At 64.0% G+C, this 13,403-nt stretch carries 14 protein-coding genes; 8 read left to right on the forward strand and 6 right to left on the reverse strand.

Going from position 1 to position 13,403, the window contains the following annotated elements:
- Nucleotides 1-139: 139 nt before the first annotated feature.
- The 4 genes from PVW49_RS19445 to PVW49_RS19460 all read left to right on the forward strand — a co-directional run bounded on the left by PVW49_RS19445 (nt 140) and on the right by PVW49_RS19460 (nt 3,160).
- Nucleotides 140-1,141, forward strand: coding sequence for a LacI family DNA-binding transcriptional regulator (locus PVW49_RS19445; RefSeq protein ID WP_274591335.1), 1,002 nt, complete (start codon nt 140-142; stop codon nt 1,139-1,141).
- A gap of 246 nt (nt 1,142-1,387) precedes the next feature.
- Entirely contained in the window at nt 1,388-1,537 is a 150-nt protein-coding gene (locus PVW49_RS19450; RefSeq protein ID WP_274591336.1) for a hypothetical protein, read from the forward strand.
- 152 nt (nt 1,538-1,689) lie between these two features.
- Nucleotides 1,690-1,860: a lyase family protein gene (locus PVW49_RS19455; protein WP_338020402.1), complete on the forward strand. Its 171-nt coding sequence runs from the start codon at nt 1,690-1,692 to the stop codon at nt 1,858-1,860.
- 154 nt (nt 1,861-2,014) lie between these two features.
- On the forward strand, nt 2,015-3,160 hold the full coding sequence (locus tag PVW49_RS19460) for a pyridoxal-phosphate-dependent aminotransferase family protein (protein WP_338020400.1): 1,146 nt from the start codon (nt 2,015-2,017) through the stop codon (nt 3,158-3,160).
- Between the two features lie 91 nt (nt 3,161-3,251).
- Here the strand turns inward: PVW49_RS19460 and PVW49_RS19465 are convergent, their stop codons facing one another.
- Entirely contained in the window at nt 3,252-3,986 is a 735-nt protein-coding gene (locus PVW49_RS19465) for a GntR family transcriptional regulator (RefSeq protein ID WP_074839387.1), read from the reverse strand.
- Nucleotides 3,987-4,117: 131 nt separating this feature from the next.
- On the opposite strand from PVW49_RS19465, the gene PVW49_RS19470 reads away from it, so the two are divergent.
- Complete coding sequence (locus PVW49_RS19470) at nt 4,118-4,885, forward strand: 2-keto-4-pentenoate hydratase (RefSeq protein ID WP_274591338.1); 768 nt, start codon at nt 4,118-4,120, stop codon at nt 4,883-4,885.
- On the opposite strand, the gene PVW49_RS19475 is transcribed toward PVW49_RS19470, so the two are convergent.
- From PVW49_RS19475 to PVW49_RS19495, 5 genes are all read right to left on the reverse strand, one after another.
- Nucleotides 4,859-6,271: an amidase gene (locus PVW49_RS19475; protein ID WP_274591339.1), complete on the reverse strand. Its 1,413-nt coding sequence runs from the start codon at nt 6,269-6,271 to the stop codon at nt 4,859-4,861. The two genes, PVW49_RS19470 and PVW49_RS19475, sit on opposite strands and share 27 nt — an antisense overlap.
- 4 nt (nt 6,272-6,275) lie before the next feature.
- The gene (locus PVW49_RS19480; RefSeq protein ID WP_274591340.1) at nt 6,276-7,583 is read right to left on the reverse strand and encodes a TRAP transporter large permease; all 1,308 of its coding nucleotides are present in this window, start codon (nt 7,581-7,583) and stop codon (nt 6,276-6,278) included.
- Between the two features lie 60 nt (nt 7,584-7,643).
- Nucleotides 7,644-8,198, reverse strand: a complete 555-nt coding sequence (locus tag PVW49_RS19485; protein WP_074839379.1) for a TRAP transporter small permease subunit — start codon at nt 8,196-8,198, stop codon at nt 7,644-7,646.
- A gap of 74 nt (nt 8,199-8,272) precedes the next feature.
- Complete coding sequence (locus PVW49_RS19490) at nt 8,273-9,307, reverse strand: TRAP transporter substrate-binding protein (protein ID WP_048534571.1); 1,035 nt, start codon at nt 9,305-9,307, stop codon at nt 8,273-8,275.
- Between the two features lie 38 nt (nt 9,308-9,345).
- Complete coding sequence (locus PVW49_RS19495) at nt 9,346-10,107, reverse strand: maleate cis-trans isomerase family protein (protein ID WP_274591341.1); 762 nt, start codon at nt 10,105-10,107, stop codon at nt 9,346-9,348.
- 489 nt (nt 10,108-10,596) lie between these two features.
- Here PVW49_RS19495 and PVW49_RS19500 point away from each other — a divergent pair, with 489 nt between their 5' ends.
- From PVW49_RS19500 to PVW49_RS19510, 3 genes are read left to right on the forward strand one after another with little or no spacing between them, the layout of a single operon-like run.
- Nucleotides 10,597-11,583, forward strand: a complete 987-nt coding sequence (locus tag PVW49_RS19500) for a TRAP transporter substrate-binding protein (RefSeq protein ID WP_048534573.1) — start codon at nt 10,597-10,599, stop codon at nt 11,581-11,583.
- The gene (locus tag PVW49_RS19505; protein ID WP_048534574.1) at nt 11,580-12,119 is read left to right on the forward strand and encodes a TRAP transporter small permease; all 540 of its coding nucleotides are present in this window, start codon (nt 11,580-11,582) and stop codon (nt 12,117-12,119) included. Before PVW49_RS19500 ends, PVW49_RS19505 begins: the two co-directional genes overlap by 4 nt.
- Entirely contained in the window at nt 12,116-13,396 is a 1,281-nt protein-coding gene (locus PVW49_RS19510) for a TRAP transporter large permease (protein ID WP_274591342.1), read from the forward strand. Before PVW49_RS19505 ends, PVW49_RS19510 begins: the two co-directional genes overlap by 4 nt.
- Nucleotides 13,397-13,403: the final 7 nt, after the last annotated feature.

A 13,403-nucleotide genomic window follows, 5' to 3' on the forward strand; every position in this document is an offset into this window, starting at 1 on the left:
CCGCCGTTTCAGCCCGTTTTGGGAACGATTGCGGGAACGTTCCCAAAACAGCATTGCCATGAGGTCGTGTCAAGTGGTAGTTTTTGCCTACGGCGCAGATCGCGTCTGAGGAGGACCCATGGCCGAGGGCAGTTCATCAATGAAAACAAAGGCGCGCGTGACCCTGCACGACGTCGCCCGAGAGGCCGGCGTGTCCAAGTCGACGGTGTCGCGGATGCTGGACGAGCGCCTGCCGAACTCCGATTCGCCCAAGGCGCGACACGTGCGCGAGGTCGCCCGCAAGCTTGGCTATGTCCGCGATCTCTCGGCCGCGAATCTGCGGCGCGGCTCGACGGGGACGATCGGTGTCATCGTGCCGCGCCTAACCGACACGGTGATGGCGATGTTCTACGAAGCGGTCAGCGCCGCCGCGGCCCAGCAGGGCCGCTTTGCCATCGTGGCCACCACCGACGACAGTCCCGACGCCAGCCGCAAGGCCGCCGAGGCGCTGATCCGGCGCGGTGTCGACGGGCTTATCCTGACCACGGCCCGCGAAGGCGACCATTTCGGCGAGGCACTGCGCGAGCGCGGCGTGCCCTTCGTCTATGCGCTGCGCCACAACGGCGCCAGCGCCGCCTCGGTCGGCGATGACAAGCTGGGCGGCTACTTGGCGACGCGGCACCTGATCGACCTCGGCCACCGCCGGATCGGCATCGTCGCCGGGCCGGACTATGCCACCAGTTCCCGTGGGCGGCTGGCCGGATACCTGCACGCTCTGGAAGAGGGCCAGATCGCCGTCGCGCCGGAGCTGATCGTGCCCTCGACCTTCAGCATCGACTCCGGCGAAGCGGCGGCCCGGCATCTGATGGAACTGACGAGGCCGCCAACCGCGATCTTCGCGATCAACGACAATACCGCGATCGGCAGCATGTCGGCGATCATGCAGTCCGGGCGCAGTGTCCCTGAGGATATTTCCCTGGTCGGCTACAACGACATTCCGATCGTCAGCCGGCTTCCGGTGCCGCTGACCACCGTGCGGGTGCCGTTCGACCGCGTGGCGGAGGTCGCTCTGCACCTGCTCTTCGAGGCCGCCGAGACGCCGGAGGTCAGAATGATCACGCCCAGCCTGATCCCGCGCAAATCTACGGCACCCTTGGGGTGAAGGAAACGAATCTCAAGTTGCGCAATCGGCGATGCATCCAGCAAAGCGGACAGGGCACGGCAGCGCGAACCGCCGAGTGCCAGATCACGATCGCTGATCTCACCGGCATCGCGGTACAAGATATCGCGATGGCCAACGCTGTGTTGGTCGCTCGACGTCTCGGTGCGGGCGCAGGTTCTGAACCTACTCTGCGTGGTGTAGGACCGGCTCGGGCTGACCTATTTCTTCATCCGCCACGATCTCGCCTTGGTGCGCTACTTCTGCGACCGGGTGGCGCTGGTCCACTGCGGCGAACTGGTGGAAGAGGGCGAGACCGATCCGGTTTTTGATCATTCCGAGAGCGCATATGCCCGGATGCTGATCCAGCCAATGCCGGAGGTGCGGGTGCCGGCCTGAGAACGCGGGTCAACACTCCAGACGGCTACGCCGAAGCGGCGGTGTCAGAATTGGTGCAGGCTACGGGTCTGTCGGTGAAACTGGCCAGTGACCTGATCGAGGCCTCCTCCGATACGGGAGCCTATGTTGCCTTCTAGTATGTCCTGAAGCGGATAGAGGTGAAGCTCTCGAAAATCTGCAATGACCTGACGCTTTTGTCCTCTGATCCGCGCTGCGGGTTCCATGAAATCAGGCTGCCGCCGGTGCAGGCAGGGTCGCCGACCATGGCCGGCAAGGTGAACCCGGTGATTCCGGAGGTGGTCAATGATAGAAATACGCCATGAAAATTCGTATTACTGTATATAAACAACAGTTTAAAGAAAAATTGATTTAAAATAAAAAGCTGCTATCCTCGCTCTCGAAAAGCTTGATACCAGGAGGTTCACGACAATGCGCAAACCCGGACGTCACTTTCTGCAAATACCCGGTCCAAGCACCGTGCCTGACCGTATTCTGCGCGCCATCGACCAACCCGTGATCGACCACCGCAGCCCGGAATTCGGCGATCTCGGACGTCGCGCGCTTGAAGGGATCAAGACGATTTTCGGCACCGACGCGAATGTGATCATCTATCCGGCCTCCGGCACCGGTGCCTGGGAGGCGGCGTTGGTCAACACCATGTCCGCAGGAGACAGGGTGCTGATGTGTGAAACCGGCCATTTCGCCTGGCTGTGGCAACGCCTCGCCACGCGCTTGGGGTTGCAGCCAGAGCTGATCGACACCGATTGGCGGCAGGCGGCGGATGTCGCGGCAATCGAAGCCCGCCTGCGCGCCGACAGCAGCCATGAGATCAAGGCCGTCTGCGTGGTGCACAACGAAACCTCGACCGGCTGCACCTCGGACATTGCCGCGATCCGGGAGGCGATGGACGGCACCGGCCATCCCGCGCTTTTGATGGTCGATACGATTTCGTCGCTGGGTTCGGTCGATTATCGCCACGATGCCTGGGGCGTCGACGTGACGGTCGGCGGGTCGCAGAAGGGATTGATGTTGCCGCCGGGCCTGTCGTTCAACGCGGTGAGCGAGAAGGCAAGGGCCGCGTCGGTAGCAGCCGATCTGCCGCGGTCGTTCTGGGACTGGAGCGAAATGATCGCCGCAAACGCGACCGGCTATTTCCCCTACACACCGGCGACGAACATGCTTTACGGGCTGGTCGAGGCGGTAGACATGCTGCACGAAGAAGGGCTGGAGGCCGTCTTTGCCCGACACAAGCGCCACGCTGAAGCCACCCGTCGCGCGGTGACGGCCTGGGGGCTAGAGGTGCTGTGCCGCGTGCCCGACCATTATTCGCCTGTTCTGACCGCCGTGCTCATGCCCGAAGGGCAGTCTGCCGATGTCCTGCGTCGGACCATCCATACCGAATTCAACATGTCATTGGGCAATGGCTTGGGTCGGCTTCAGGACAGGGTGTTCCGCATCGGCCACCTGGGCGATTTCAACGACCTGATGCTGTTGGGCACGCTCTCGGGCATCGAAATGGGGCTGGCGCGCGCCGGCGTGCCTCATGAACGCGGCGGGGTACAGGCGGCCCTTGATTTCCTGTCCCAGACGCCGGACGCAGCAAAGGCCGAACGTGCGGCCTGACCGAAATAACCTCCCTGAACTTCGGCCGGGCTTTGTGCCCGGCCTTTTTTCGCGCTGCCCGCCTGTAGCGGAGGCGCCCTGCCGCGAGCGATTACTGCGCGGCCGCCTGATCGGTTTCCGCCTCCCAAAGGGCCACAAGGCGGCAGGCCTCGTTGCCGGCGCGTTCGAGGTGGGCCTGCCAGACATCGCGCGCCCTGTCAGGATCGCCGTCTCGCAGCGCCTGCATCAGGTTGTCGTGATCCCGCACCGACAGGTCGCGATGCCCGCGTGTGGCCACCGAAACGAACCGTGCGCGTTCGACATGAAAGGCCAGGCTGGTGCGGGTCCGGGTCAGGTCCGAGTTTTTGGCCGCATCCACGACGAGGTTGTGGATTTCAAGGTTGAGGTCGAAATAGGCTTGGAGGTCGTTGGCCTGATGACTCTCGATCATCTGGCGGTGCAGGTCTTCAAGTTCTTGCAGCTCGGCACCGGTAATTCGACGGGCGGCCAGTTCCGCCGCCAGCGCTTCGAGCCGCGAGATCACTTCGAACAGGCTGCGCGTGCCATCAACCGTAATCTCGGACACGCGGGCGCCACGGTTGGCGATCAGGTCCACGAGGCTTTCCTTGCCCAGGATCTTCAGCGCCTCGCGCATGGGGGTCAGCGACACGTCGAGCTCTTCCGCCAGTTCGGAAACCTTGATCTTTTCGCCCGGTGCCAGCCTGCCGGTGACAATCATGCGGCGGATTTCCTCGGCCACTTGCTCATGCAGCGGCGCCCGGCTGATTACCACTTTGCCGCGCGCGTCCACGCGACGGCGCGGATGATCCGATCTGCGTGTCTTCATCGTCGTCCTCCCATCGCCAGGCCTCTTCGTGGGCCTGCAATACCCCGGCCTTGTCGCGCGCGACCGCTTGCTGCGGGCAAGTGCAGGATTTAAAATTAAGTAAACTATATCAACATGAAAGTAGAGAACAAATGAAAATCGAAACCGGAGACGTGACGGCAAGTGCGCTGGCGGCCGCCTTGATCGAGGCACGCGAGGCAGGGGGGATCGTATCCCCCGAGAAGCTGCCGACGACCGATCCCAGCATGAAAGAAGCTCTTGGTATCCAACGCGAAGTTGTTCGTGCCACGGGCCCGGTCGGCGGCTTCAAGGTTGCCAACAAGCCCGGCGCTGATCGGATCATGGCGCCGATCTTCGCCAAGGACATTCTGCCATCTCCTGCCGTGCTGACGGTGCCGGCTTACGAACAGATCGGCATCGAGCTTGAGATCGGATTTCGCATCGACGCGCCGCTGCCGGGGCAGGGGGCGGCGAACCGGCGGCAGGCGATGGCCGATTGCCTCTCGCTGGTGCCGGTGATCGAGATCGTGCGCACCCGGCTGCCGGGGGGCGCCGCGCCGATGCTGAAACTGGCCGACAATCAGATCAACGGCGGGCTGGTCGTCGGCTCGCCGGTCAAGGATTGGCTGGGGATGTCGGTGGCGCAGGTGACGGCAGCTCTGACAGCCGGGGACACCGTTCTGCTGGAGGGCGCTGCGCAGGTGCCGGGCGGCGATGCCTTTGAAAACTTCCTGGTGCTGGAGGCGATGATCGGTGATCACTGCGGCGGGCTTTGCCCCGGCCAGGTGGTGATCACCGGCTCGCTGAATGGCCTGCCTTACGTGCAGGCCGAGACCACCGTCCGGGGGCGGATCGACGGTCTCGGTTCGGTGTCACTCGACCTCGAAATCCAGCGCTGAGGTTTCGGCGAGGGCCGGCCAGCGCCAGCCCTCGCATTCCGCCGCCAGATCGGCGGCCAGGGCGATCAGCCCTGCCTCGCTCCCCAGATCCCCGATCAGCTGGCACCCGATTGGCAGGCCCCTGCCGTCAAACCCGGCGGGCACAGCAAGGCCGGGATGACCTGCGGCATTGACCCAGCCGGTATAGATCGCATGGCCACGCGGCCCCACCGCTTGTCCGTCGATCACCGACGGATGGCTTTCTCCGGCGGGCCAGGGCTGGGCCGCCGCGCAGGGCATCAGGATGACATCCCAATCGCCGAAGAGCCGCGACGTCTCGGCCCTGAGCCGCTGCACCGCCTGCGTGGCGGCAAAAAGATCGCGCGCGGGCACCGCGTTGCCCTCGTCGGCCATGGCGAGGTATTGCGGCGCCGCCTTTTCCGGCATCGCCGGCACCGCCGCGCGCAGTTGCGCCAGCCCCACCTGCCCGAACCTTCCCCAGAAGCCCGCCACCTCGTCGAGATCGAGGGGCAGGGGGCCTTCGATCACCGCGTGGCCCATATCCGCAAGCCGCCCGGCCAGCGCGCGGGTGGCAGCAAGGATCTCGGGGTCGCAGGGATGTTCCTCGAGCAATGGCGCCGAAAGGATGCGCAGCCTGTCGTCCTGCCGGGACTTTGCCTGACAGCGTGACACCGGGTCGGCGCGATCCGAACCGGCCAGAACGCCATGCAGAATTTCGAGATCGCGGATGTCGCGGGCAAAGCTGCCAAGAACCTCGAAATCCATCAGGATTTGTGGCAGCCCGCCGCCTCGCGGAATGCAGCCCAGCGACGGTTTCAGCCCGTAAAGCCCGGTATGCCCGGCGGGTCGGCGGGTCGAGCCGCCGCCATCGGTGCCAATCGCCAGTGTCGCCAGCCCCGCCGCCACAGCGGCCACCGATCCGCCGGACGAGCCGCCGGGGGTCAGCGCCGTATCCCAAGGGTTGCGGGTCACGCCGAAGCGGGCATTGCCGGTATAGCCTTCGACGGCAAACTCCGGCGTGTTGGTCTTGCCGACGATAACCGCCCCCGCCGCGCGCAGCCGCGCCACGGGCAATTCGTCGGCCTCGGCCACCGCGTCGAACGTCCACCCGCCCCAGCAGGTCTTCAGACCTGCCACATGCAAGTTGTCCTTCACCGCCACCGGCACACCGTCGAGGGCCGACAGAGGCTGGCCCGCCTGCCAGCGCCTGCGCGACGCCTCGGCCTGCGCGGCCAGGTCGTCGGACAGCGCGACATAGGCGTTGATCTGCGGATTGAGCGCCGCAATCCGCGCCTGAAGTTCCGCCATCACCGCCACCGGATCGGCGCGCCCCGCTCCATAGGCGGCCGAAAGCTCGGCCGCCGTCCATCTCCAGAACTCCGCCATCGCCCTAGCGCCCACTCATCGTTTCTGGCAGCCAGGTCACGATCTGCGGCACGAAGATCAGCAGGATGGTGAACAGCACCATGATCAACGCATAGGGGATCGCCCCCAGCACCACGTCACGGAACGGCCCGCCATCGGTGCGCACGCCCTGCACGACGTAAAGGTTCATACCGACCGGCGGGGTGATCATGCCCAACTCGCACATCAGCACGATGAAGATGCCGAACCAGATCGGATCGATGCCGACGGCCGTCACGATGGGCAGCGCCACCGGGATGGTCAGCACCTGCATCGACAGCACGTCCATGAACATTCCGAGGAACAGGTAGAAGACGATCAGCGCCATCAGCAACGCCCAGGGCGCCAGACCGAAAGAAGCGACCCAAGCGGTCATCGTCTGCGCGATCCCGCCAAGTGCCAGCGTCACATTCAGCATGAAGGCGGCGGTGATGATCAGGAGGATCATGCCCGTCGTCTTGGCGGTCTGGCGGAAGCAGTTGTCGAAGAACTCAAGGCTCAGCTTGCCCTCGCGGGCGGCAAAGGCCAGCGCCACCACTACGCCAAGCGCGGCGGATTCCGTGGGCGTGGCGATCCCGAAATAAATCGAGCCCATGACCACCGCGAAGATGATCGCCGGCGGCACCAGATGCTTGAGCGCGGCCAGTTTCATGGCCAGCGGCACCCTGGCCTCTTCCTCGCCATCGGACGCCGGAATGAAATAGCTCTCGCTCGCGATATAGACCATGAAGAGAAGCGTCAGCGCGATGCCCGGAATGATCCCGGCAATAAAGAGCTGCCCGATGGATTCATTGGCCAGAGAGCCGTAGATCAGCAGGTTGACCGAGGGTGGGATCAGGATGCCCAGCGTGCCCCCCGCCGCCAACGACCCCAGCGCCTGGCGCGAACCATAGCCGCGCCGCTTAAGGTTGGGCAGCGCGACCGTGCCCACTGTCGCCGCTGTCGCCACCGACGAGCCCGAGGTGGCGGCAAACAGCGAACAACAGCCGATATTGGTATGCAGCAGCCCGCCCGGCAGCCGGTTGAGCCAGATCGCCAACGCGCCGTACATGCGGTCGGCAATGCCGCTGCGCAAGAGCAACTCACCCAGCAGGATAAACAGCGGCACGGCGGTCAGGATATTCTCGTTCTGCACTCCCCAGATCACCGGCCCCATCGAATTCAGCAGCGGCCAGCCATAAAGAAGCACCCCGCCGATGACGCCCAGAACCACCATGATGACGGCAATCGGGAAGGACATGAGCAACAGCCCCATCATCCCGAAAAAGCCCGTGAAAACAACACCCACACCCATGTCTCTCACTCCCTTCTACGGGGCGCGCACGGCCCCGGATTGTTGCCGGATCGGGGCGGCCTAGCGGCGCCCCAGATCCTCCATTTCTTCCTGAAGTTCCTCGATGGCGCCTTTCGGATGGAATTCCGCGGTCACCTGATCGAGCCGGCCGTTGATGACATGCACCGTTGCCCGCACCGCCATGTAGATTGACGCCAATGCGAACAGGCAGAGCGCGGCGTACCAGGCGGCCTGCGGCCAGATCAGCGGCGTCGCCCAAGGCGTGGGGGCGGTCGAGCCATAGGCCAGCGTATCGACGATCACGATCCGGCCCACGTAGAGGATGAACAGCCCCAGCCCGGCAATCGAGACAATCGACAGCCAGTCCATCACCGCCTGCAACCGCTTGGGAAAACGCGCGTGAAGCACGTCGATGCGAATATGCGCCCGGTCGACCAGCGCCACCACGAAGGCGAGGCTGGAGCCGATCGCTAGCACGTAGCCGCCCAACTCGTCGGCGCCTTCGAAGGAGAAGTTGAACAGCTTGCGCGCCACGGTCTCGATCGAGACGAAAATCGACAGCGCAACCAGCGCGACGCCGAACAGGCGGGCGGCAAAGGCGGCGAAGTGTTCCATGACGTTCCCTCCGGCGAGCGTTCCGACAGGCGGGGAAGACGGGGCCGCGATGGCCCCGTCTGTGGTCTGATCCGTCATTGGGTCAGCGCAGCGTCGATCGCCGCCTTCCAATCCGCCGAGCAGGACGCATTCTGCTTGTCACAGACCTCGGCCCAGGTCGGGAAAGAGATCTCGGTCACCGCATTGCCGATGATGTCCTTGTCGGCAGCGCTGATCTCGACCAGCTTCAGGTCGTATTTCTTGACTGTCTCGCAGGGCTCTTCACCGATGTTGCAGCGCACCGCGTCGTCAAAGAGTTCCTCGGAATAGGTCCAGATATCCTCGACCAGCGTGTCGAATCCGGCTTCCAGCTTGGCCTGATCTTCTTCCGACAGCTTGTTCCAGGTGTCGAGATTGATGCCATAGCCGTTAAGCGCCAGCTGGAAGGCGACCGGCAGCATGTAGTTGGTGACTTCCGGCCAGCCGGCGGAATTGGCCGAGGACGGCCCGGTGATGGCGCAATCCACGACGCCACGGGCCAGCGATTGATGCACATCGGGGAAGCCGATAGGCACCGGCGTTCCGCCGACCGAAGAGACGAAATTTGCCAGGTTCTGGTCATAAACCCGCACCTTCTTGCCCTTCAGATCAGACAATTGCGCGATCTCGGGCTCACAGAACAGCACCTGCGGGCCAAAGGGCCAGACGCCCAGCAGTTTGGTGTTGAACTTGGCTTGCAGCTGCGCGTCAACCTTGTCCTGGAAGGCCGCCACGGTCTTGCGGCCGGTGTCGTAGTCGGGGTTCAGGCCCACAAGGTCGAGGCCCAGGATGGTGGGTTCGTCGCGCGACACCTGGCTCATGCGCAGCGACACGATGTCGAACAGCCCGGCCTTGAGAATGCGCAGTTGTTCGGTGTCCTTGATGCCGGTCACGTCGAGCGGCTTGTAGTCCACCGTGGCGTCGATGCCGGTCTTTTCGGCGAAGTTCTCGAAGAACGGCTGTTCCACGTTCTTCTGGATCAGGCCGGTGGCGACCGGCTGGCCCAGCGCCTTGAGCTGGTAGGTCTCCGCCTGAGCCGTCGCCGTGGCGGCGATCAGCGCCGAGGCGGCGAGGGTCATTATGGTTTTCATTCTTGCTCTCCTTGTTGGTCGGCCTTGCGGCCCTTGGGTTACGCCGTGACCGGCGCGGTTGCGCTGCGTTCCGGGAGGGCGCAGCGGAAGATGCGGCCCCAATCCGCCAGCGCCGCGGTATCGCGGCCGGCCAGGCGCAGGGCGTGCCAGAGGGTGACGGCGATGCTGTCGAGCACCGCGATGCCGGTGTCGCGCTCGATGCCGGGGGCGACGCGGGGGCCGTCGAAGTTGGTGCAGTAAACGGCAATGGCTTCGGGTTTGGCTGTCGCGACCTCCTGGATCAGGCCGGCGATCCGCTCTTCCGGATATGTCGCGAAGCTGAAGTTGCCGGGATCGCCAAGGTGGCGTTCGGCGGCGCAGGTAAAGCCCAGCGCGGCAAAGTTGCGGACGATCGCCTCCTGCACCTCGTCGAGGTAGGGCGTGGCCAGGGCGTAGCGGCTGACCCCGAGGGCACGGAACGCGTCGAGCGTGGCCAGGGTCGAGGTGGTCGCAGGCACGCCGGTGCGCTCGGTGATCGCGCGGACCAGCGCCGCGTCGTTGTCGGCGCCGAGCCAGCCGCCCGATGTGCCGCCCCAGGCGATGACATCGCATTTCGCGTCGGCCAGATGCTCGGCGGCTTCGAGTTGTGGCACGAAGCTGAATTGCCCCAGTGCCTCGTCGCTCATGGCGATCTTCACCACCCGGAACCGCGCGAAATGTGCGGTGGTCCCCGGCGTGTCGGCCAGGATCTGGCTCACCCGGGGTTCCATGATGGTGTTGGATGAAGGCGTGAGCAGGCCGATACGGCAGGTCGAACTCATTCGGATCCCTCCTTGTGTGGATGGATTGATCGTGGGTCCGGTGCAGTCAAAGATCAAATAAAAAATTTAAAATGATGTAATCTATGGTAATCAAATGAAATAATCGTTCACGTAGGCAGGTTGATGAATTCTCGGGCAGTTTGAGAATGATTCGTGGGGCGGTGCCGCCATGTCCCGACATGATCACCGCAGCTGGGTTGATTCGGGGCCGCGGTTTCCGTGCGGCCGCACAGCATCTGACGTTGGGAAAGAGCGCACGGATGCGTCATGCCGCCACCCACAATTCCATACAGAGTGCGGGGATGATTGATATCTTGGGCTCAAAATACACGTTAAAAACAAAATGTTAGTTGATTTATAATTTTTTATAAAAAATCGTCTTGATTTCGGGAGGGCGGGAATTCACCCTAGGCCGCGTTGCAGTCATGGCAGTGTCACACCGCGGGGAGCGACGGTCGGCTGCCGAAAAAATCAGATGGGAGAGACCTGATGAAACCACTTTTCGCATTGTTTGGCGCCGCTGCCTTGTCCCTCGCGGCCACCGGGCCAGCGCTGGCCGAAACCCTGAGGCTGGCGGGCAATTTCCCGGTCGAACATTCCAGCTCGCTTGCCATGGAACGCTTTGCCGACGCGGTGGCCGAGAAGACCGGCGGCGCGCTTGCGATCCAGACCTTTCCAGCGATGCAGCTTGGCGGCGCCAAGGAAAACGTCGACCAGGTACGGTCTGGCGTGGTTTTCGGCACCTGGATCGGTTCGGCCTACCTGTCGCGCACTGTGCCCGAGCTTGAAGCCGTGTCGTTGCCTTTCGCCTATCCCGACCGCGAAACTGCCTTTCGGGTGATCGACGGCAAGGCCGGCCAAATGCTGGAAGACAAGCTGGCCGAACGCGGCTTTGTGGCACTGGGCTGGATGGAACTGGGCTCGCGCAACGTCACCAACGACGTCCGCCCGATTGCCTCGGTCGAGGATTTCGAGGGCCTGAAAATTCGCCTGCAACCGAACGAGACCCATCTCGCCACCTTCCGCGCCATTGGCGCCAACCCGGTGTCGATGGGAATTTCCGAGGTCTACTCGGCGTTGCAACAAGGCGTACTCGACGGCCAGGAAAACCCGTTCTCGATCATCGCTTCGCGCAATTTCAACGAGGTGCAGGGCCATCTTTCGGACAGCGGGCATTTCTTCGATTACATCGCTCTGGTCGCAAACAAGCGCAAGTTCGAGCGCCTGCCCGAGGATCAGCAGCAAGCGGTGCGCGATGCCGCCGCGGAAGCGATCGCCTGGCAACGTGACACCGCCGCCGCCGAGGATACCGCGTCGCGCGAGGCGCTGGTCAAGGCGGGCATGACATTCACCCCGCTCAGCGATGAGACCCGAGCCGCCCTGCGCGCGCGCAGCCAGCCGGTGATCGGCGCGCTGAAAGAGCGGATCGGTGATGAGCTGATCGATCTCGTGCTGGCCGAGGCCGCCGCGAAATGATCGCCGAGGCGCAGATTGCCGGACCTCTCAAGGGAGGCCCGGCGCTGGCCCGGGCGCGCGGGATCCTCGCGCGTCTGGACCGGGTAACGGGCTGGGCGGTGATCGGCGCCATGGCCGTCATGGCCGGGCTGGTGGTAACGCAGGTTGTGTTCCGATACGCCTTTGCCAGCGCCATCGACTGGTCGGAAGAGGTGGCGCGTCTGGCCTTTGTCTGGGCGATGTTCCTTGCCATTCCGCACGGTATCCGGCGCGGCGTGCATGTCGGCATCGACGCGCTGGTGGTCAAATTGCCCGAACGGCTGCAAGAGGCGCTGTTTCGCGTCGCGGCGGCGCTGGCGGCGGTGCTGATGGTGGTGATCTTCCGGTTCGCCTGGGAAGTCACGGCCTATACCTGGCCAGAAATGATGCCGACCCTGCCGGTCACGGCGGCGGTCTATTACATCGCCGTGCTGCTTGCGGCGGTACATTCGGTGCTGCACCTCGGCCTGCTGGCCTGGGGCGGGCGCGACACCTGGCCTTCGGAGAATCCGTCATGACCATCGTTGTCATCCTTGTCTTTTTCACCCTCGCCCTTCTGGGCATGCCGCTGGCCTTTGCCCTCGGGCTGGCCTCGCTGGGCGGGCTTCTTGCGGGCGGGATCGAACTCAGCGTCCTGCCGCAGCGGATGATGCACGCGGTCGACAGCTTCCCGCTTATGGCCATTCCGCTTTTCATGCTGGCCGGCGAGTTGATGGTGCGTGCCGGGATCATGAAGCGCATGATCCATTTCGCCAACGCTCTGGTGGGCCGGGTGCACGGCGGGCTGGCGCATGTCGCCATCGTCGCCGGCATGATGCTTGCGGCGGTCTCGGGCGCGGCGGTGGCCTCGGCTTCTGCGCTTGGCTCCACCCTCGTTCCGGCGATGCGCAAGACCTATGACGACGGCTATTCCAGTGCCGTCGTGGCCTCGGCCGCCAACCTCGGCGCGATCATTCCGCCGTCGAACGCGATGATCGTCTATGCGCTGATGGCAGGCTCCGCCGTTTCGGTCGGCGGGCTGTTCATGGCCGGTGTCGTGCCGGGCATCCTTCTGACGCTGGGCTTCATGACGGTGGCCTCCGTGCTTTCCGTGAAGCGCGGATTCAAGCTCACCGGCGACGCGTTTTCGTTTCGCACGGCGGCGATCGAAGCCTGGCGCGCGCTGCCGGTTCTGGCGATGCCCGTCGTGGTCGTCGGTGGCATTGTCGGCGGCGTCTTCACGCCCACCGAGGGTGCCGGCATCGCCGTGGCCTATGCGGTGATCGTGGGCTTTTGTGTCACGCGCGAGCTGAAGATCTCCGACCTCGCGCCGGCGCTGTTCCAGGCCGCCATCGGCGCCGCGATGGTGGGCGCGCTGATTGCCTTTGCCGCCGGCGTGACCTTCCTTTTCACCATCGACATGGTGCCTGCGGCGATGGCCGAGTTCCTGCAAGGCGTCAGCGACAATCCGACCGTGTTCCTGGTGCTGGTGATGAGCCTGCTGATCGTCGTCGGCATGTTCATCGAATCGAACGCCGCCTACATCATGCTGGTGCCGCTCTTTGCGCCGGTGGCCGGGACCTTCGGCATCGACCCGCTGCTCTTCGGCTTCCTCTTCGTATTCAACCTGGTGATCGGGATGATGACACCGCCGGTGGGCGTGGTGCTCTTTGTCATGAGCGGCATCACGCGGGTCAAGATGGCGGCGCTGATCCGCAATGTCTGGCCCTATGTGGCGGTGCAATACGCCGTGCTGATCCTGTGCCTGATCTTCCCCGGAATAGTGACCTGGCTGCCGCGCGCGCTTGGCTATTGATCGAAAG

The organism is Marinovum sp. PR37 (assembly GCF_028807375.1).
In the GTDB taxonomy this organism is placed as follows: Bacteria; Pseudomonadota; Alphaproteobacteria; order Rhodobacterales; family Rhodobacteraceae; genus Marinovum; species Marinovum algicola.